Origin of the sequence: Rhodopirellula sp. P2 (assembly GCF_028768465.1) — a bacterium.
Classification (GTDB): Bacteria; Planctomycetota; Planctomycetia; order Pirellulales; family Pirellulaceae; genus Rhodopirellula.
The window spans coordinates 4,334,521-4,355,096 of sequence record NZ_CP118225.1; the positions used below are offsets into that span (position 1 = coordinate 4,334,521).

The 20,576-nt window shown below is 56.7% G+C and carries 17 protein-coding genes; 10 read left to right on the plus strand and 7 right to left on the minus strand.

Annotated elements, in window-relative coordinates; translation table 11 throughout:
* Positions 1-77: 77 nt before the first annotated feature.
* Positions 78-1,118, minus strand: a complete 1,041-nt coding sequence (locus PSR62_RS15290; RefSeq protein WP_274403864.1) for a YheT family hydrolase — start codon at positions 1,116-1,118, stop codon at positions 78-80.
* A 227-nt stretch (positions 1,119-1,345) separates the two neighbouring features.
* On the opposite strand from PSR62_RS15290, the gene PSR62_RS15295 reads away from it, so the two are divergent.
* The 5 genes from PSR62_RS15295 (at position 1,346) to PSR62_RS15315 (ending at position 7,274) form a co-directional block, all read left to right on the plus strand.
* Positions 1,346-2,017, plus strand: a complete 672-nt coding sequence (locus tag PSR62_RS15295; protein ID WP_274403865.1) for a hypothetical protein — start codon at positions 1,346-1,348, stop codon at positions 2,015-2,017.
* A gap of 234 nt (positions 2,018-2,251) precedes the next feature.
* Positions 2,252-3,673, plus strand: a complete 1,422-nt coding sequence (locus PSR62_RS15300; protein ID WP_443217276.1) for a mechanosensitive ion channel domain-containing protein — start codon at positions 2,252-2,254, stop codon at positions 3,671-3,673.
* A complete protein-coding gene (locus tag PSR62_RS15305; protein WP_274403867.1) occupies positions 3,670-4,938 on the plus strand; it encodes a DUF2254 domain-containing protein in 1,269 nt (422 codons plus the stop codon). The genes PSR62_RS15300 and PSR62_RS15305 overlap by 4 nt, the downstream gene beginning before the upstream one ends.
* The gene (locus tag PSR62_RS15310; RefSeq protein WP_274403868.1) at positions 4,928-6,253 is read left to right on the plus strand and encodes a mechanosensitive ion channel family protein; all 1,326 of its coding nucleotides are present in this window, start codon (positions 4,928-4,930) and stop codon (positions 6,251-6,253) included. The genes PSR62_RS15305 and PSR62_RS15310 overlap by 11 nt, the downstream gene beginning before the upstream one ends.
* The gene (locus PSR62_RS15315) at positions 6,246-7,274 is read left to right on the plus strand and encodes an AI-2E family transporter (protein WP_274403869.1); all 1,029 of its coding nucleotides are present in this window, start codon (positions 6,246-6,248) and stop codon (positions 7,272-7,274) included. The genes PSR62_RS15310 and PSR62_RS15315 overlap by 8 nt, the downstream gene beginning before the upstream one ends.
* 261 nt (positions 7,275-7,535) lie before the next feature.
* Here the strand turns inward: PSR62_RS15315 and PSR62_RS15320 are convergent, their stop codons facing one another.
* Entirely contained in the window at positions 7,536-9,572 is a 2,037-nt protein-coding gene (locus PSR62_RS15320) for a flagellin N-terminal helical domain-containing protein (RefSeq protein ID WP_274408238.1), read from the minus strand.
* Positions 9,573-10,494: 922 nt separating this feature from the next.
* Between PSR62_RS15320 and PSR62_RS15325 the strand changes: the two genes are divergently transcribed.
* On the plus strand, positions 10,495-11,949 hold the full coding sequence (locus PSR62_RS15325; protein ID WP_274403870.1) for a serine hydrolase domain-containing protein: 1,455 nt from the start codon (positions 10,495-10,497) through the stop codon (positions 11,947-11,949).
* A 154-nt stretch (positions 11,950-12,103) separates the two neighbouring features.
* On the opposite strand, the gene PSR62_RS15330 is transcribed toward PSR62_RS15325, so the two are convergent.
* Positions 12,104-14,659 (minus strand): right-handed parallel beta-helix repeat-containing protein, encoded by a 2,556-nt coding sequence (locus tag PSR62_RS15330; RefSeq protein WP_338020204.1) that lies wholly within the window; start codon positions 14,657-14,659, stop codon positions 12,104-12,106.
* Positions 14,660-15,068: 409 nt separating this feature from the next.
* On the opposite strand from PSR62_RS15330, the gene PSR62_RS15335 reads away from it, so the two are divergent.
* Complete coding sequence (locus PSR62_RS15335; RefSeq protein WP_274403427.1) at positions 15,069-15,368, plus strand: transposase; 300 nt, start codon at positions 15,069-15,071, stop codon at positions 15,366-15,368.
* Positions 15,365-16,237, plus strand: a complete 873-nt coding sequence (locus tag PSR62_RS15340) for an IS3 family transposase (RefSeq protein WP_274403872.1) — start codon at positions 15,365-15,367, stop codon at positions 16,235-16,237. Before PSR62_RS15335 ends, PSR62_RS15340 begins: the two co-directional genes overlap by 4 nt.
* A 139-nt stretch (positions 16,238-16,376) precedes the next feature.
* Here the strand turns inward: PSR62_RS15340 and PSR62_RS15345 are convergent, their stop codons facing one another.
* From PSR62_RS15345 to dps, 4 genes are all read right to left on the minus strand, one after another.
* The gene (locus PSR62_RS15345; RefSeq protein WP_274403873.1) at positions 16,377-17,408 is read right to left on the minus strand and encodes an amidohydrolase family protein; all 1,032 of its coding nucleotides are present in this window, start codon (positions 17,406-17,408) and stop codon (positions 16,377-16,379) included.
* 166 nt (positions 17,409-17,574) lie between these two features.
* Positions 17,575-18,057, minus strand: a complete 483-nt coding sequence (locus PSR62_RS15350; RefSeq protein ID WP_274403874.1) for a pyridoxamine 5'-phosphate oxidase family protein — start codon at positions 18,055-18,057, stop codon at positions 17,575-17,577.
* A 66-nt stretch (positions 18,058-18,123) separates the two neighbouring features.
* Positions 18,124-18,396, minus strand: a complete 273-nt coding sequence (locus tag PSR62_RS15355) for a GlsB/YeaQ/YmgE family stress response membrane protein (protein WP_274403875.1) — start codon at positions 18,394-18,396, stop codon at positions 18,124-18,126.
* A gap of 112 nt (positions 18,397-18,508) precedes the next feature.
* Complete coding sequence (gene dps, locus PSR62_RS15360; protein ID WP_274403876.1) at positions 18,509-18,997, minus strand: DNA starvation/stationary phase protection protein Dps; 489 nt, start codon at positions 18,995-18,997, stop codon at positions 18,509-18,511.
* A 593-nt stretch (positions 18,998-19,590) separates the two neighbouring features.
* Between dps and PSR62_RS15365 the strand changes: the two genes are divergently transcribed.
* Positions 19,591-20,088 (plus strand): nucleoside deaminase, encoded by a 498-nt coding sequence (locus PSR62_RS15365; protein ID WP_274403877.1) that lies wholly within the window; start codon positions 19,591-19,593, stop codon positions 20,086-20,088.
* Positions 20,081-20,551 carry a response regulator gene (locus tag PSR62_RS15370; protein WP_274403878.1) on the plus strand — a complete coding sequence of 157 codons (471 nt, stop codon included), beginning with the start codon at positions 20,081-20,083 and terminating at the stop codon, positions 20,549-20,551. Before PSR62_RS15365 ends, PSR62_RS15370 begins: the two co-directional genes overlap by 8 nt.
* The last annotated feature ends 25 nt before the right edge of the window (positions 20,552-20,576 follow it).

The following is a 20,576-nucleotide window of genomic DNA, read 5'->3' on the forward strand; positions in this document are numbered from 1 at the left end:
CAAGGTGGCTGAATCGACAGGTGTCGGTTCAGTCACGTTTTCGTGACTCCCGCCTCGCGAACCCGGTTTGCGGGCGTTCATAGCACCGATTCAAAGAACTCCATGGCCGCGGACTCATGCCAGCGTTGGCGGTTCCGATCGAGGAACCCCGTGTGCCCACCGGATTTGCAGAGCATGGGGTGCAATGCCTCGTTGCGTTCCCACTGGATTCCTTCGAAGACGTACGGCACGACAACCGGATCGTCTTCCGCATGCAGCAGCAACGTCGGCGTGTCGATGTTGTGCAAAGAGTTGATCGCCGAGTTTTCCGCGTAGTAGTCTTCCGCTCCGTCGTATCCAAAACGCGGACCCGTGAATTGATCGTCGAGTTCCCAGACGGAAGCGACCGATTCGAGCGTGGCTCGTTCAACGTTCGTCAACTTCGCTGAGCTTCGGAGGAGTTCTGAGCGTTGTTTGGTGAGCAGGTACTGATCGAACACTCGGTTTGATCCCGTTCGCAGGTTTCTTGACGTGATCTGCATGTCCAATGGAGCGGACACACTCACCGCAGCGTCAAAGCTCGATTTCGAACCAGATTCGGCCAGGTACTTCAGCATCACGTTGGCTCCCAACGAGAATCCGACACAGACCAGGCCGTTTCTCGTCCACTCTGGTCGTTGTGCTTTCAGATGATCTGTCAAATGGCAAATGTCAGCCGTCAAACCGGGATGATGAAAACGTGAGCAATTGGCTGCGGATTGTCCCGCGCCGCGATGGTTCCATAGCAAGACGTCGAATCCGTTGGCGTTGAGGTGTTGCCCAAGCGAACGCATGTACCGGCTGAGTGCGTGACCGCCCATCCCATGAAAAACCGTCACCAGAGGCTTGTTCCCTGAGCTTTGGGTGGCCGGAAAGTAGTGGCCACTCAGCTCGTCCGGTGGTGAGTGATCATCGGGCAGCGAAAGCGCGATGGAGTCCGGTCGAGATTGTAAATCGAGCTGAGGATTCAACCATTTCACGGAGAGTGTTTGCAGCCAGCCTCCACGGCAAAGTGGATGAGGTTCAAAGGGATCGATGGAATCGATGCATCTCGGGGCGGGGGAATCAACGTTGGCGTGCGTCGGGGTGACTTCGGACATGGCGGTCACATTGGAAAGGTGAGGCTGAGCTCGCTCGTAGACGCTCTCTGGGATTGTTTGCAGATTGTGAAGAGGCGTCTTCGGCTCGCAATTTCTGCGGTGAATCGCAGGTCGGGTGGGAGATGCCAATTGCGAAGCGAATTTCAGGCCAACTGCAATTGGAACGGTGTTTGCGTAGATCCCCTCAGCACACTCACTCAGCAAGCACTCAACGATGGGGACCAACGATGACACATTCAACACTCTCCCGACACGCGGTCGTGGCGATCGCTGCCACGGCACTGACCGCGATGTTCGCAATCACGATCGCTCACGCCGACGATGGTCTGTTTGATAGCGATGGCGCGTCCACCGTTGCAGGCGACGTTCTCGAATCTCGAGGCGATTTGGCGGAAGGGCTCGGCCGCGGAGCTGTCCTGCGATCCCTGTCGGCCAAGCGATTTCAGGAAGCCATTGCCAAACAACTCGAAAACAGAAAGGAGTCGGTGGAACTGTATTACGACCTCAAGAAGTTGCGAGAGGAGCAATTGAAGGAGGATCGTCTGTCAGCCTCCGATCGAATGAAGATCGCAAACGCGCAGAAGCCCAATCGTTTGAACGAAACGCAGATCAAGCGAGAGACCGGCGAAATCTTCTGGCCCGAACCGCTGGACAGTCCCGTGTTGGAACCGTACCGCCGTCCGATCGAACAGACGCTTGCCAAACGCTATCAGCCGGATGCGGAGTACCGGGAGTTTGACTTCATCAAGGTCCACCGGATGGTCAAGCGGATGGAAGAAGCGATCGACTCGATCAAAGACGAACTGGATGTTCGCGAAGTGGTCGCCCTGAAGGACTATTTGGTGCAGATCGACTATGAGGCTCGCTTCGACAGCAAGAACAACCGCGTCGACTTTTGATGCCCAGCGGGCTTCGTCGTCACCGGCTTGAAGGAGGGTGACGTCGATCCAAGACCCGTCGCGATCGTCGCATCAATCACTTGAAGGAATCGTTCAAAACGCGTGCCCGGCTTTCCAATGTATCGGCCGGACGCGGGCGCTCAACGACTCGCAGCGTTTCGCTCACCACGATGTTGTTGCGGAACGATTCCAAGGACTCACGCTTTCATCCCGTTTCTCGCCCTTGTCTGCCCTATGTACCGTGTTCTTCTCATCCTAGTCGGTTTGGCGTTGGCATTCATCTTGTCCATCACATCGGCGATCGTGCGGGGCAATGCACAGGATGAGGTGCCGACGGCCGATGACGTGGCCGCCGAGGTGACTGGCGGTGAAGCGGAATCAGCGAAGAAGACGGTTCAGGTTGCGGACGAAGTGCAGGTCGATCCCGTCAACAGTGATCAGCGAATCGAATCGCGATTGCAAGAGATCATGGAGGCGACCGGTTGGTTCAATCAACCCAAGGTGAAGGTCGATCGCGGTGTGGCCTTCCTGAGCGGGACGTCCGACACTAAGAGTCATCGAGAATGGGCTGAGGCGACGGCGATCAAGACGTCCGATGTGGTCGCGGTTGTCAATCGGCTTCAGGTGGCAGAGTTGCCACTCTGGAACTTTGCTCCCGCGATGGCGTCACTCAGACAACTCGGACGCGAGGCGACCGGCGTGCTGCCGCTCGTGTTGGTTGCGATCGCAGTTACCATTCTGGCTTACTTCTTCGCCCGTGCAGGAGCGGGGTTGACCCGTTGGTTCACTCGCTCACGCATCGAAAGTTCGCTGCTGCGTCAAGTTGCCGGGAACGTGGTCGCGGTGTTGATCTTCATCATTGGCACCTACGTCGCGCTTCGAGTGTCGGGGCTGACCCGATTGGCTGTCACTGTTTTGGGCGGCACTGGTTTGATTGGATTGGCTCTGGGATTCGCCTTTCGTGACATTGCCGAAAATTATCTGGCCAGCATTCTGCTCTCGCTCAATCACCCGTTTCGCGTTGGAGATCTGATCGAGGTCGAAGGGGCCAAGGGATTCGTTCGCAAAGTCACAACGCGGGGAACGGTTCTCAACACGCTGGAAGGCAACCAGATCCAGATGCCCAACAGCACTGTCTTCAAAGGGAAGATCATCAACTACACCGCCACCCCTCTGAGCCGCCAGGACTTCACCGTCGGGATTGGGTTTGAGGATTCAATTGTGGAGGCTCAGGAGATCGTGATGTCCGTGCTGAACGACCACGTTGGCGTGGTCGATGATCCGGCAGCCATCGCGATTGTTGAATCGCTGGGGTCAGCCACTGTCAATTTGCGTGTCTACTACTGGTTTGACCAAACGACGCATTCACCTCTGAAGGTCAGCAGCAGTGTCATCCGACTGGTGAAGCAGAAACTCACGGAAGCAGGAATCAGCATGCCCGATGAAGCTCGCGAATTGGTGTTCCCTCGAGGCGTGCCGGTGCAGATGATGGAAGAATTGCCTTCTGCCCCCCCTGCTCCGCCCGAGAAGTCTCCTTCCGTCGCCGAACCCACCACGTCGGTTGGCGAAGGTGACTTGGGGCCCGAACAAGGCGAAGTGCTGAGAGCGACCGAAGACGACGAGACGGTTGAGGGTGAGGCGAACCTGATCGCATGAAGACTTATTTACAGCAGCTCATCTATCGAATCAAAGGTAGTTACTGGTTCATTCCGTCGTTGATGGTCTTCTCAGCGATCGTGCTGTCGCAGTTGACGATCTGGATTGACCGCACGCTCGGGAACACCTGGTTGCAGGACTATTGGTTCACGTCGATGAATCAACCTGACGGAGCGCGGGCGTTGTTGGCGACTGTTGCGGGGTCGATGATCACCGTCGCCGGCGTGACGTTTTCGCTGACGATTCTGGCCATGTCGTATGCGACGTCGCATTTCGGTCCGCGATTGCTGGACAACTTCATGCGAGACCGCGGGAACCAGATCACGCTGGGGACCTTCGTTGCGACATTTTTGTACTGTCTGCTTGTGCTGCGGGTCGTGCGAGGTGGTTCCGTCCCCGAAAGTTGGGATTTAGCGGTGGAGGCCTTTGTGCCTCAGCTTTCCTTGTTTGTCAGTTTGGTGCTGACCATCGCCAGCGTGGGGGAACTGATCTACTTCATTCACCATGTGCCCGACAGCATTCACATTTCGACCGTGCTGCGGCGGTTGTCCGTCGACATGTCCAACAAGTTTGAGGAACTGTATCCCGAGACGTTGGGGCAAGCATTGGATGAATCGCAGGATGTTCCAAGTCTTTCAAATGATTTCTTGCATACGGTGACGTCAGATGTGTCCGGGTACTTGCAAGGCATCGACGACGAGGAACTGATACGGTTCGCAAAGGACCGGCAAGCGGTGGTGCGATTGACAAAACGGCCAGGTGACTTTGTCTGCCGCAGCGAGGTCGTCGCTGAGGTGACGCGAATCTCGAGTTGGAGTGAGGAGGACACGAAGCTGATTCGACGTGGTTTCGCGATTGGCTATTCACGCACGCCGACCCAAGACGTGTTCTTCATTCTGAATGAATTCGTGGAAGTTGCGACACGAGCGCTGTCGCCTGGGGTGAATGATCCCTTCACCGCCATGCAATGCATCGATTGGTTGTCGGATGGGCTGGTGCAGTTGTCTCAGCGAAGACTGCCGACTCGTTACCGGATGGATAGCGAGGACGAGTTGCGAATCATCACGACGGAGGTCACGAGGTCCGATTTTGTACAAGCCATGATTTGGCAGTTGATCCCCTACGTTCAAGGCGATCGAAATGTGTCGCAGTACATGGTTGCGTCGCTGAAACGCGTGGTTCAGATTTCGGATTGCAAGACGCTGAACGAATTGATCGAAGAACCCATCCGTACTCTCGAACAGGCCTGGAAAGATGAAAACTGATTCACCAGTGAGTTGCGGGCGTCGGTGGTGGGACTGGGCAGCGGTCTGCTTGTGCCTTTGCGTGAGTCTGAATCACGCTGATGGACAGGAGGCCAACGAAACGGAACCGGTGGTGGAAGCAAATGCTCCCGCGGAAACGGTCGCCGTGCAGAACATTGTCGACGATGATGCTATTCGCGATCGACTGACGGAAATTTTTGACTCGGCCAGAAACGCCGGGTGGCTGACCGATGTGGAAGTCAAGTTGCAGAGCGGCATTGTCACGATTCAGGGACAAGCTGACACCGACGAGCACCGGCAATGGGCCGAGAATGTGGCGCGGAAAACGGAGGACGTGGTCGCGGTGATCAACGAGTTGTCGATTGACAGCGCGGTGGATTTGGGAACGACTCGCGATGTGGTCAGCAAGTCGCTGGACTCGCTGTGGACTGATTTTTTGGTTCGGTCCCCGTTGTTGGTCGCGGCGTTGGTGGTGGTTCTGTTCACGTCACTGCTTTCGAAACTCGCCAGTTGGATCATCCACCGATTGCTGGACAAGCGAGGGATGCGTACCAGTCTCAAGGACTTGATCAATCAGTTGACATCGATTGCGATTTGGATTGCCGGGCTGCTGATCGCAACCGTCGTTGCCTTTCCCGGGATGACTCCCTCGAAGGCCTTGACGGTCCTGGGGTTGGGATCCGTCGCGATCGGCTTTGCGTTCAAAGACATCTTCGAAAATTTCTTCGCAGGGATTTTGATTCTGTGGGGCTACCCGTTCGATCGAGGTGACTTCATCACCTGCGGCGACGTGACTGGAGAGGTCAAGCAAATCACGATTCGCAACACGCTGATCCGCAAGCTGGATGGTGAGTTGGCTGTCGTTCCCAATGCGACTCTGTTCAAGAACAATGTCGATGTTTTGACCAACCAGCCTCAGCGACGAGTGCGGATCATTTGCGGGGTGGCTTACGACGAAGACGTTGCTCAGTCGCGGGATGTGATCAAGCAAGCGGTGCAGTCTTGCGAGACGGTGCAAGGCAAACGGACTGTCGAGGTTTTTGCCAAAGAATTCGCTGATTCCAGCGTCAACTTCGAGGTCGCCTGGTGGGCTGGTTCAAAGCCGTTGGATATTCGTCGCAGTCGTGATGAAGTGGTCGCGGCGATCAAGCGAGACTTAGATGAGGCTGGAATTGAGATTCCATTCCCTTATCGCACTCTGACATTCAAGAACCCGGAGCAGCTTGGTTTTCAATCGCCCGAAGCGGTTGGTGATGCCAATGGATCGGGCGGCAACTATTCTCCCTCACTGACGAAAGCCAATCCTGATGGATGACACTGGTTTTGCACGACGCGTTCTTCAGGCCAGCGGGATTGTCTTGCTGGTCGTCGCGACAGCTGGGCTGCTCTACGTCGCACGCAATTTGTTGCCGTTGATCTTTGGATCCATTTTGATCGCGGTGGTGTTGAACCAATTGGCGGACTTGATCGGACGTTGGATTCCGCTTGATTTGTCCCGAAAGACTCGAGTCGGTGGGGTGATTTCGGTGATTGCGGTGCTGGCCTGTCTGATGATGTATTCGTTTGCGAGTTCGGCGGCGCAGAAAGCGGCTCAGTTCAAAGACCGTATCGAGAGTTCGGTCCAGGAAACGTTTGAGTCGGTCAAGCAGCAACCGCTCGTTGAAGAACACTTGGATGAAGATGCCAAGCTCAGTTCCATGATGCCTTCCTCAGGGAAATCCTTCGGGCTGGCCAAGAACTTCTTTGCATCGGCGTTTGGTGGGATGGCGGACTTTTTGATTCTCATCATCCTTTCCATTTACTTCGCTCTCAGTCCTGACAAATACCGAGTGGGTGCGACACGAATGCTGCCAATCGGTTGGCGTGAGCAGACGTCCGATCTACTGTCGGAATCATCCACAACGCTGTGGCGTTGGATGATCGGTCGTTTGATCGCGATGGCATTGGTGGGGATCGTGTTTGGAATCGGTTTGGCTGTGATCGGCGTGCCCATGCCGATGGAACTGGGCGTGTTTGCTGGGTTGGTGACGTTCATTCCCAATATCGGTGGCATCGCGGCCGTGGTGCCGGCGTTGTTGCTGGCGTCGCAACAGGGATCGACAGCGCTCATTAGCGTTTTGGTCCTCTATCTCGTGATCCAAACGATCGAGAGTTATCTCATCACACCGATGGTTCAGGAGCACCAAGTCGAGCTGCCACCAGCAATGGTGATTTTGGCCCAGATCATCGGAGGGTTGGTCTTTGGTTTCTGGGGGATCGTGTTCGCGACGCCGATGTTCGCGGTCAGCATGCTGTGGATCAAACAGATCTACGTCGAGGACTGGCTGGAACGCTGATTGGATTGGGACTCAGTCGTTTCAAAAAGTGGCCTAGGCTTCCAGCCTGTGATTGCGCGGAACACAGGCTGGAAGTCTCTGCCACCATTCCTGTCCGCCACTTATTCGTCGCTTGTTGCTAAGCAGATTGGCAGCAGTCTTTCGGCATTTGAACTGTTATCGCAAACGCCACTGCTCCCACGTACACCCGGGCCGTACTCCAAACGGCTCACATGGTTTTGCCCGATCATTCCTGACGACGTGCTTAAGATTTCAACCTCGCTACCCCAGCAGCGAGAGAACGTTTCGCGGATTTTGGTTGGCGAGCGACAGCACGTTGGTGCCGGATTGAACGAGGATCTGGGCACGGGTCAGGTTGGCGGATTCTTGCGCGAAGTCAGCGTCGCGGATGGAGGAGTCGGCTGCCTGCAAGTTGGCTTTGGTCTCATTGAGCGAGACCAGGTTGCTCTCGAGCGTCGTGCTTTGGAACGAACCCAACCGCCCTCGCATGCCAACGACTTTGCCAATGACTTCATCGATGATTTTGGCGGCACCATGCACGTCGTTTGTCAGCGACTTGGCTTGTCCGCTGCCCAACTCGTAGAGACGTCCTGAATTGCCGCCGAGTTTGCCGGTGGAAACGCTGGCAATCCCCAGTGACGCTCGTTGGGTGTTGGTGACGTCGGCCCCAAGTTGAAAGGTGGCGCCGCCACCCAGGATGCTGAAACTGAAATTGCTGCTGCTGCCATCTTCGACGGTCACCGAAAGGTCCAAGCTGGATGTGTTGATGGACAGTTTGTTGCCGCTGCCTTCGGCGGTCACGCCGTTGATCGTCGCTTGCACGTCGTTGCCAAGGTCGCGAGAGGCACTCAGGCTGGTTTCGAAGGTGCCACTGTCGCCTTCATGTATCACGTCCAATTCAACCAACTCAGCACTGCCGTAGTTTCCGCTGGTGAAATGGAGACCGCCCTCGGTGCTGGCAACCACTCCCGTTGCATCGCTGACCAGATTGACCGCCGCGGCGATCTGCAACGCTGTGGCACCGTCCGAAAACTGCAAGGTTTCGCTGCCGGCACTCCCCTTGAGTTCGAAGATCAAGTCGCCTTTCAGCTTGGGCTCGAAACTGGTGATGTTGGTGTTGAGGTCAGCGGCGGTCAAGTTCTGGCGTTGCGTTGCTCCCGTGACTTCTTCTCCGTCGCTGTCGATGACCTGAGCGGTCAGGTCGGCGCCACCAGAGAGCGAGGGAAGGTCATTGATGAGCTGCGCGATGTCGACAAATCCCTTCTCGGTTTCGTCGGTTCCCAGTGCGATGTTGACGGTGTTGGTTTGTTCGTCGAAGGAGGCTGACGTGGCGGCTTGATCCGAATCAGAGTACGCGATCGCGATGTTGCCGCCATCGCTGCGACGAACTTCGAACCCGGCGTGCACAGGCGTGATGCCGCCGGTTTGCTGGGTATTCTCGAATGGTCCTCCCTCCCAATGAGCTTCGATGCCGGGCAGACTGTTGATCGCATTCGCACTCATGGCAATGCTGTGCGGCTGATCATACGAGTCATAACGGAGCGTCATAACGCCGGCATTGATCGATGCTGCGGGGAGACTATTGAAGTTGCCGTCGTCGATGAATTGGACCGATTCAAAGTCGCCCGTGATGCGGATACCGCTGTCATTGAGCACCGCATGATAGTACGAGTTGGTTTCCACTTTGCTGGTGGCGACCGCATCGCCATCCAGTGGTGGATCAAAGGCGGGACCGTCAATGGAAATTTCGGCCTTCGTTGCAGCAGCACTGACATTGACCTCGACGTCAAGGTTGCCGCTGCTGCCCAGGTTCGCTTGGTCGATTGAATAGTCGGTCACGCCGGGAGCCGTGTCCAATGTGCTGACGAAGTCTTGCGAACCGTCAAGCAGTTTGCGTCCCTGGAAGGTGGTTGTTTGTGAGATGCGATTGATCGCTTCAAGAGACGAATCGATTTGCAATTGATTCGCGGCAATCTCTTCCTTCGACATTGCGCCTGTGTTGGCCGCCTCGACCACCAACCCACGGACATCATTGAGCAAGTTGCTGACTTGACCGAGGGCACTGTCAGCAGTGCTGATGATTTGGCTGGCTCGGGTGGTGCTGCTGATCGCTTTGGTCAGTCCGGTGATCTCGCTACGCAGGGCTTGGCCCGCTATGAGACCAGCTGGGTTGTCAGACGCGCTGTTGATTTTCAGTCCCGTCGACAACCGCGTCAGCGATTGCTGGAGGTCTTGATTGCTGGACGCCAGACGGTTCTGGGCGACCAACGACGAAACGTTCGTGTTGATTCGGGTCATGGCGGCGGGGGCAAGGCGAGCCAAGAGGTGTTGCAAGAGTGACGACAGGAGGTCATGAAACCATGACACCTTTTTCAAACACGGCCTCGTTCAACCCTGGGCGAGGAGCCAAGATTGGGGGGTGAAAGTCTGCCTGTTCGCGGGCCATCCGCTACAGTCGAAACAACCCGATTGGGTGTCCGGTTTCAAAGGACTCATCACGGCTTCGACGTGACCGATCCGCGTGCCCTCCGTCCGTCACAAAACTCAAATCGCAACGCCTGCGTTGATCTGCTGGTCCGATTCGGCTCGCTCGCCCAACGCGACGGTTTGGCTGGTACAGAACCGATCAATGAATCCGGTGTAGCCTCTGTTGCCTGGCATCAGCTTCTTCCGCGATTGCGACAAGGCAGCGGTCGAGTCGATCCTGGCCACTAAATGGCTCATCCGACGCAAGGGTGCGCACGAGGTTTTCAAGGCATGCACCGAGGTCCGAATGTTCAATGATGGACGGCGTCCGTGTTGAAAACAACCCGCCGGCATGGCGAGCATGCCGGTGGGCCGGGAAGCATCTTCGGCGCATCGGAAACCAAGCGATTCATTGGCAAGTTGCTCCTCAGCAGAGCTTGCTTCCGCTTCACTTGGCAACTCAATTCGAACGCCTCGAAATGGTCCGTTCAAACTTCGGCCATCGGAGAAATCCCTCCAAAAACCTGAAGTCAGGGTACCGCGCACGCTTCCGTCGGATGAGCCCACTCAATTCCCCGAAGAACCCTCTAAATGAAGCAGGTAGGCAGGAGTCATTCGGCTTCCGAGACGTCGCCTGTATCCGGGCTTGCTTGGTTCGATGGCTGGTTCCGTCTATCTTGTGGCCACTGAATACGGTGCCGCCAAGTTTTAGAATGTTTGTCACCAGCCATGCCATTCACTTCGAAGTGACCTCATGAACCGAAATCGAATGAATCCGCCGTCAGCCTTCCCCATGTTGGTTGCGTTTTCCATTCTCGCTCCGTTTGCATCTCTGTCTGCCGAAGATCTCACGGCGAGGGCACTGACCGAGAAAGAGAAGCAGCGGGAGAACATGGAGTTTCGCGCGGCGATCTGCGCTCATCATCTCAGTTCCGGCCTGTGGGTGGTGGGGCGTGACCATCAGCGGACCCCGGAAGAGGTCATCGCTCAGGACCTGGCCCCGTTCACGTCCTTCGGTTGGCAACCTGATTTTCAATATCAGGTCGATGACATTCGAAAGGTCGTCACGGTGACCGCTCCGGACGCTCCGCCCCGCAGCGCTCGATACACCGGTGACCAAGGCAGCACCATTCTTCCACGCGGTGAATCAGATGTTTTCTTTTCCCCAGTCGAAGTCCCTCGAAATCTACCCGATCCTTCGACCGTGGATTGGCCCATGGGGGATGTCGGCGCGAGCTTTCCGGTTCCCCCCGGCGTTGATTCGGAAGCGGTGGCTGCCGCGCTCGATTGGGCGATGGCTCAAGAAAAACAGAACACTCGCGGCTTGGTCGTTGCCTACGATGGCAAGATCATCGGCGAGCGTTATGCGGCTGGGTGGACAAAGGACACGCCACAGCTCAGTTGGTCGCAGGGGAAAAGCATCACGGCAACACTGATTGCCATTTTGATTCAGCGAGGTTTGCTGGAGCTTGATCAACCGGCACCGATCCAGGAGTGGCAGGGAGACGCGCGACGCGAAATTCGGATCCGTGACCTTCTCCAGATGAGCAGCGGATTGAAGTTTGCCAACCTCGGTTTCAAGGGCGAGAAGCTGACGGTGGAGAACGAGCACATGCGGGTTTACTTCGATTCGTTGAATGTGTTTGAGCATGCGATCACGCCGCCTGCGGAGGTTCCACCGGGGACCCGAAACGCTTATCGCAATTGTGATCCTTTGAGCGTCGGGAAGATCATTCGTGACACGGTCGAAGCGCAGGGGGAAGACTATCTCACTTTTCCACAGCGAGCCCTGTTCGACAAGATTGGTGCACGCAGCCCGGTGCTGGAAACTGACCCGTGGGGCAACTTCATTCTGTCGGGCTATGACTATCTGTCTGCCCGCGACTGGGTTCGCTTCGGGCAACTTTATCTTCAGGACGGCGTCTGGCAGGGAGAGCGGATCCTACCCGAAGGCTGGACCGATTTCGTCGCGACGCCGGCGCCCTCGGATAAGAAAGAGAATTACGGTGGCATGTTCTATCTCAATCGTCCGCCTCGCATGGCCAAGGTGCCCAAAGACACCTATTGGTCCGCCGGTTTCATGGGCCAGGTGACCATGATCATTCCCTCCCGCAAGCTAGTGGTCGTGCGTATGGGACCGAGTCCTGGAAATGTTTACCCGTATTTGAACGAAACGATTGGACGCGTTCTCAACGCAATTCCGAACTGAGTTCAGACGAGCCGGCAGGTTGATTCACAACGACAAACGTGAGTGAATGAACGCACGGTTCTCCGCGGGCTTCCTCGATAGCTGCCCGTGACCTCGCCTCCCCGTTGGCAAACAAGGACGCCGTCGATGACCAGCGGTTCAGGTGGCGATGGTGTCACTCCGTTCGACTGAGTTGAAGGTCGTCGATGAGGACCACGGCATCGCCATCGGCTTGACTGACGAAGCCGATCCAGTCCAGTCGATTCCATTCTTCGTTGACGAGCGGCAAGTCGCTAAACGTTTGCGTGTCCTGGTTGGGGATCGACACCGAGACGCTCCATCCGCCAGCATCCGGCCCAAGTTGGGCGCTGACGTCGACCAGGATCCACTGGTCGACGGGAAGTTCCGTCAGAATGCGATTCGAGGTGCGTAGCTTGCCGTGTTCGAACCACAAACTGGGACCGGTTTGGTAAGGGTGAGCGGCATCCCGCCATTCATGCTGGAAGACAGCCTCCTCTCCGAGCCGGATTGCGAACCTGCAATTCGTCGTGCCTTCGCTGTGCTTGGGATGGAGGGATAGCATCGGGTAGTAACGGTGTTGTTGTCCGGGGGTGTCGGTGAACTGCATGACCTTGCTCCCGCTTCTAGCCAATGGCGATTCGATCACCTGGATTCCGCCGAGTTCAGGTGTGACAGAAACCGATGAGCCAACAGGGAGGTTGCCCCATTCAAAGTCTTCGCGGAAGGTGATGGGCGGAGGTGCAGGGGCTTGTTGCATCTTCGGCATCGGTAACGAACTGGCCCGTTCTTTCCACGCTTCGTCGCCGTCAACGCCAGCCTGCGAGGCGTCGAAGGGGTGGAATCCAATCTTCTTTGCGACCGATGGGTCTGCAAAACGAAAGTCATCGTTGGCGGGATCGACAAACAATGGATCCGCGATCAGTGAATCCTCGCTGGTGTCGGCTGGGCTGAGGTCAACCGGTTTGCCCATTCGCCAATACAGATTGCCGCCAATTTCAACGCCTTTGTCTCCCCAGGTGCCGTGGAACAATTTGTCGGAGTCCCACAACACAATGTTCTGTTGATAGGTGAAGGAGAGGTGCTTCTCAACTTTGCTGCGACGAATTTGATACTCACGACCGAACGCGAAGATGTTGTTGCGGATCACATTTTCGCGACCGTAGTGTTGGTGATAGCCGCCGGATTTGGTGCGATAGACAAGGTTGTTTTCCAACAAGATGCCGGTGCTGCCTTCGTCGTTGTACAGCCCCCAACCCCCGTATCCCCAAGACTCGATGTCGTGGATGCGATTTCCTCGTAGCACGGTGCCCGCTGACGGACCCAGGGTGTAGATGCCGCCCATGTCACTGAGCCAGCCCTTGCCGAGATGGTGAATGTGGTTGTGTTCGATCTGATTGCCCGTTGCCAAGCTTTGACCGTAACCCCAACGCCAACCCACCGAGATCCCGGTGTAGTACATGTTGGCGATTTCATTGTGTGTGACTCGGTTGTCGGCACTGTTCCCAATCCAAACGCCCACCGCACATGGGAAGAGATGTCCGGCGTCGTAGATGATATTGTTGTCAACGACGATGCGGTTGGTCCGTTCTGATTCATTGGATGCGATTCTCGTTTCACCGACACGCACTCCACCTGCGCCCAGATCGTGCACGAAGCTGTGACGGAGGACGCCGTCCGAACAACCCTTGCGGAACCAGATGCCGTAGCCACCGGTGTGGCCGATCTCGCAGTGATCGAACACGACGCCTTTGGTTCCGTCGATTTGCACCGCGGCTTCGATCGGAGAGGCCGCTTGCGATGGATCAAAGCCGGCCCGCGGGGTGAGCATTCCGCAATGCCGAAACGCGATGCCACGAAATTCGAGGCCGTCTACGAACTTGTCGTTCGCCGAGTCTCCTCGGATCACAACCAATTTCTCGCAGACGGGAATGGTGAAGGCAGCGTCCTCCATCGATTCACCGGCGCGAGGTCGGTAGCTGAGTTCCCCTCCCGGTGCCAGAAAGAACTCCCCGGGCTCGTCCAGTGCCTTGAAATAGTTTTCAAGGAGGTAGCCGGTGTTCCGCGTGAGTGGATTCCAAGATTTCATCTCACGACCGGAGATGACCAAGTGACCATTCTCAGCATTGGCACTGTCCAGGAAACGGCGTGTGGTGTCCCATTTGTGGAACGCCAGAATCTGCACCTGGCGAACCTCTTCATCCGTGAGTCCCTTGAGGCTGAAGACGTCTTCGGGACGCACCGAAAGGGTTTGCTGAGCCCGTTTTCCACCGTCGATGGACTGCTCTCGGCAAGCAACGAGGTAGTGAAAAAAGTGGTCGGGTTCACGGGCTCTCACAGCGCGTTGACCGTTGACCCACATCTGTTCAAAACGCCAGTCCGGAGGAAGCCGAGTGGTCCAAATGCCCTCTTTGCCCTCCGTCCAATCAGACGTGATCCGGCGACCTCCTGAAATCACCGGGGTGGCGCCTGCCGCGGCTTCGTAAATCACGTTGCCATCGCCCAGTTCAAACGTCAGTGGCTCGGTGATTTCATAGCGACCGTCTGCCACCAGCACACGAAACGCTTCCTTGGGGCGATCGATCCGGCGCTTGCGGATTTCGTTGCGGGCTTCGGTCAGGGATCGAAACGGGCGGGCTTCCTTTCCGTCCCCTCCGGCATCCGCATCGGCAGCCACGTGCAGGTTCGACTCGCAGTGGGCGATGTTTGTCATGGCCAAAAGAGCCAGCAGCAGGCAGGCAGTCGTCTTCATACGAGATGTTCTCGAGAGGGATGGACAAAGCGAGGCGACGCGGTGCTCGCCCTTCTCGAGCATGTTAGTTGACAAGGCAGAACGAATGTTCGTCTTGTCCCCAGGCTCTGCCTGGGCACACACTGTCTGGGAGGCTCCTGCCTCACGAACCGTCAATCGGCAGGCAGGAGCCTGCGGCGCATGGCGTTCCCAGGCGGGAGCCTGGGGACGAGCGGGTTGTCAACCTTGTGCCCAGGCTCTGCCTGGGAACACACTGTCTGGGAGGCTCCCGCCTCATGAACCGTCAATCGGCAGGCAGGAGCCTGTGAGGTGGCCTGGATTTTGGGGGCCACGCGTGTCCTTAAAATGAAAGGAACTCAAGGAACCTCAGATGCCACGAAAGACCAAGCCTTCAGCTAATCCTGAACGACGTACTTACACCGACGAATTCAAACGTGATGCAGTTGCCATGCTGCTCGATGGTCACTCGGCGACATCGATCGTTGAGCGACTGGGGATCTCCGGAACGAACCTGCTTTACCGCTGGAAGAAGCAACAAGTTGAGTCGGCCGGGCCGGTTGGCGAGGTGCTCGATAGCCGCGTCGTCGAACTCGAGGCAGAGCTGCGACGAGTCGAGCGTGAACGCGACGTTTTAAAAAAAGCTTTGATCATTTTCGGCCGAAACGAGTGAGCCAGCTCTACTCAGCAGCGGCAAGCATCATTCGCGATGGCACTGCATCGCAACGAGAAGTCGGCGAGATTCTCGGTTTCTCGCGATCCGCGTTTCAACGATTTCAAAGCGAACCTCCAAGCCAAAGAGAACAGAGCGACATGGATGTCTTGCCAATGGTGATCACCACGTTTCATCGACACCGCAGACGCTACGGTGCCCGACGGATCGCTGCAGACCTGAAGCTACAAGGAGTTGCAATCGGACGTGAAAGGGTCGCCAAACTACTGCAAATTGCGGGGCTATCGGCGTTGCAGCCGAAATCGTTCAAGCCGCGAACGACCGAAAGTCGGCACACGCTGGGCTACAATGAGAACTTGTTGCTTGAGCGGCCTGAGCCAACGAGTGTCAATCGTTTGTGGGTAGGCGACATCACCTACATCCCGATCGTACGAACCGGATTCGCTTACATGGCGACCCTCATGGATCGCTTTTCCAGACGGATCATCGGCTGGTCTTTGGAAATGGATATGACCGAGAGCCTCGTGATCAAGACGCTTCAAAAGGCGATTCGCAATCGACAGCCTTCAAGAGATCTCATCCACCACACTGATCGCGGTGGCCAGTACGCAAGCAAGAAATATCGTGCGATCATCCAACGCAGTTCGATGCGTCAAAGCATGAGCCGAGCTGGTGACTGCTACGACAACGCGTTTATGGAATCTTGCTTTGGAACGATCAAGACAGAGCTGCAAATGACCGAGTATGAAAACTATCGCGAGGCGTTGAGTGAACTGACTGAGTTCATTGCCTACTACAACACATCGCGACTTCATTCATCGCTCGGCTATCTCTCGCCGGCCAGATTCGAATCAACCGTCCCCTGCTAAAATAAGAGGACGCGTGGCCCCCAAAACCCAGGCCACCTCACTGCGTTGCATGGCGTTCCCAGGCGGGAGCCTGGGGACGAGCGTGTGTGCAACCTTGTGCCCAGGCTCTGCCTGGGGACGAGCGGGGGCTCAGTGTCTTTCACGATCTTCTCTGTTTCCACTTGTAGGCCGCAAGCGAATTCTTCCAGAAGTACTTTTCTTGGAGTTCACGCGGTTTGTCAGCGAAGTAGTCTTTCGCGATGCCCACGACCTCATCCAGTGGAGCAACCCCGTCGCTGTTGGGCCAATCGCTGCCAAACAGAATCCGGTCGTCTCCAAACACATCGATCAGTCGATCCAGTCTCGGACGATGCACCTCGAGGTCCTTGATCACCTCCCCTGCACGGCGATGAATCACGGCCGACAGTTTCGCGAAGATGTTCTTTCGATGGTGGAGAACCTTCAGAACGTTTTCGTAGGCCGCCTGAGTGTTCGGCGTCGGTCCCAACTTCGGCACATGATCGAGGATGATGCGCAAATCGGGCACGCTGTCGTTGAGCTTCACTGCAGCTTCCAGCAACGGCACCGTCGGGTTGGCAATGTCCAACGAGAGATCGAGCTCGGACAGCAAACGCATGCCCCTCATGAATGCATCGTCCCGGACCATTTTCGTGAGGTCGTAGCCCCAGAGGTTCCCGTGACGAATGCCTCGAAACAGCGGGTTCTTGGCGTGGCGGACGAGCAGTTCGGCGAAGTCCGGTTTCTCCGGCCGCAGATTCCCGACCAGTCCGAGCATCAGGTCATCGGACTGCATGACTTGTAGTGCCCAGAGGTTGTCTTCCACCCACGGGCTGGCTTCGACCTTGATTGCACCCGTGATTCCCAGCGGGACGGCCAGCTTCCGATAGTCAGAGGGCAGGGAGGTGGTGGGCGAGTCGCCGCCCGGACCAACGTACGGGGCGCCCTGGGGGCGAGATCCGTCGAACAGATGGATGTGCGAATCAAGGATGGGAATCGGTTGTTGATTCGGCGAAGGTGCCGCGACGCCAGGCTCGGACACCGCCGCCGCTCCCAGGGCAACCGTGCCCATTACAAATCCGCGGCGGGTCGTGTGGGGGACGGATGAGACAGCAGGAGCGGAAGAGGGTTGGCCAACCGAGCTGGGTGCGTTTTGTGTTTTTGGACGGGTCATTGGTTGCGGTCCCGTGTCGTGGATGTTCGCAGGTTGGTAGACGTTCGCTCAGCGTTCACGAGCTGGGAGGACCTGCATCATACAAAAAATGCACGATGAACAATCATCGTGCGATTCGGGAGCGAACGTTTGAGCGTGCTGGCGGGGCGACCGTCAGGTCCTGCTATCACAACGAGACGCTGGCATTGATTTGTTCGTCTGTCTCTGCTCGCTCACCTTGCAGGTAGGCTTTGCCCGCCCGGATCAAATAGTTGACTCCGCTGAGTCCGCTGTTGTCCCAGTACTCTCCACGAGCGGGGTCAACACGAAGCAACGTGATGTTGGGATCGTTCTTGCCTTTGGGGAACCAGACTTTCCAGGCTTCGTTCCAAAGTTGGTCCAGTTTGGCCCGGTCATCGATGACTCGGCACTCGCCTGACAACGTGACGAATTGGTTGGCAGCCTGCATGGTGACGGCCACATCACGGTCCAGCATCAGTTCGGCAATCTTTCCCGAGTTGCGGCTGGTCACAAACCAGACTTGTCCCTCTTCCGTCGCTTCGGCGATCGCCATGGGGCGAGCATCGAGCCCGCCATCGTCCGTTTTCGTAACGAGCATCGCGTTGTGAAAGTCTTGAATCAGTTCGATCAGTTTCTTTTGAGTGTTCATTGGAGGGCTCTCGAAGGGAGTTGATTTGACGGGAGATGGAAAGCGTCGCACAGCAAAGTTTGGGGGTCAGTTCAGATGGCTCTGCTGTGACGATCGGTTCCAACGCATGGCGATCGCGAGCACGGCGATGGAGCCGATGATCGATCCGATCCAACCGGACGCTTGCACCGCCGAACCACCGAACAGGAGGGAGGCGAGGAAGCCACCGACAAAGGAACCGGCGACACCGAGCAAGGTGGTTTGGACCAGGCCCAGTCCTTGGCGACCGGGGTAAATCAAACGGGCAATGGCGCCGACGATCAGTCCAAAGACGATCCAGCCAATGATGGGAATCAACATGCGTGAGCTCCTTTCAAGAGCGGTTCATGACGAAGTGGGAGTGGCCTCTCACTTCGGGGCAGGTAAAAGCGGTTGTCGAAAAGTGGTTGTCAGGGCGAAGGAAGAGGTGCGATCAAGCTTCCTGAGCTTGCACCATCCAAAGGTGCTTCTCGAGGTCCCCTGAAAGAGCGATCAACAAGTCCTCGCTGATTGCGTCCAGTTCGCCCAGTCGTTCGATGGCAGAGCGCAGGGACTCGATGACGTGCTTCAATGAGTCCGCGACTCGTGTGATCGTCTCACTTGTTTTTACGAACCCGGCGGGATAGTCGTCCAGTTTGCTATCAGCGGCGACCGTCGAGACCCGACCATCTGCTGTGACACCGAGTGTGACGATTCGCTCAGCGACTTCGTCGCTGCCGTTTCGAACCGTTTCGATGATTTCATCGAGTTGCAGGTGAACGCTTCGAAAGTTGGGTCCGACGACGTTCCAGTGGGCCTGCTTCATCAGCAGGGCAAGGTCGATCAGGTTGGTCAAATTGTCTTGCAAGATTGCGGTGACTTCCGCGGTCGTGTCGTCTTGCAAGATGTCACGTTTGAACCGAGTGGAAGTTGCGGTGGACATGTTGAGTCTTCTCCAGCGAGTGAGTGCGGCATAGGTGCCGCGGGAAATGAAAAATTGTGTGACGAGGCCAGTGGGCCGATTGGCAGTGACTGGCGGCGGTCGTGTGTTGTGTTGTGTTGTGTTGAAACAGCGCTGAGTTGAAGCGAGCCAGCCTTAAGCGGAGCGAAGGAACAAACCATGGGGGAGCAAACCATGGGCCAAAACCTTTCGTGGTCTGAGAAATCGCAGTCGGCACGTTGGATTCAGTTGGCCGACAGACAACTCCTGTCGCTCGCCGCTTCCAGACGGCTTGGAAAGCGAGGCGTGTCGGTTGGTCGGTAATCAGGCAGTGCGGAACCTTGGCGTTCGGGACCGTTGTTCTCACGCGGAGGTCTCGTAGGGGGGAAGACAGCACGAAGGGACGATCGGACCGGGGGGATGATCGACGGAGTCCGATGAGCGTGGCCTGCGCAGGGTGCGTGACCTTACCGAAAGGGGCCGGTTGCTTCCGTTTGCGGCGTTCTGGGGATGGCTTTCCGGGCACTTTGTCGATTGCGGCATGGCAGTTGCGACTGAGCATGCACGGTCACTTCCTACCCTGTTTGGTCCTCAGCATGTCCGTCTCCTCGACCTTCCGTCACGAAACGCTTCGTCAGTGGATGAAGTCTGTTGTGACCGTGACGATCGAAGGAGTGGTTCAAGGGGAGTACCCCTTTGGAGCCGGCGTCTTCACGGAACAGGGAAAGCAAATTGCGGTCGCTCACAATCAAGTGGTTTCCCGTTGTGATCCAACCGCTCACGCGGAAATCGTCGCCATTGGCAAGGCAGCCAAGAGGCTCGCTGACACAAACCTTGCCGGTCATTGGTTGGTTTCGACGGGGGAACCGTGTCCGATGTGTCTCGCTGCAATCGGGTTGGCTGGAATCGAACGAGTCGCCTTTGGGGCAACCGCTGCCACCATTGAGGCAGCCAACTTTGGCACCTTGGGATTGAAAGCCAGCGAGCTCGCAAAACAGTTGCCTCCGTCCGTTGAGTTGGTGGGGGGGGTGTTGGAGTACGACTGCGCGGCCCTGCTGATCAATCATCCCAAGAAGGATCGAGACGATGGTTGATCTCAATGTGCAATTCGCTGAGCAACTGTCTCTGCCAATGATCGGCATGCGTAACGTGCTCGTGGTGGACGATGTTGCCGTGATGCGAACCATCATTTCGCGGGTCTTGAAAGACCAACACGTCGACAGCGTTCAAGCCTCGGATGGCCAAGAGGCCTTCGAACAGTTGACCAAGCATTCCTTTGACGCCGTGATCACGGACATTGAAATGCCCAACTGGAGTGGGTTCGACTTGGTCGAAGCCATGCGGCAATCCAGAGATCAGCGTGTCGCAACGATGCCAGTGATCGTGACCAGCACGCTCGCCAGTCAAGCGGTCGCTCGCAAGGCACGTCGCTACGTCGGAGTCTACTTTCTTCCGAAACCAGTTTCGGTTTCCAAACTGACGGTCACCTTGCAAATGATCGCGATGAGCCGTTGGTTGCACAAGCGATTTGCCGATGGTCGACCGATTGGCATTTGAACACGCGTCTCGGCGTTAGGATTGG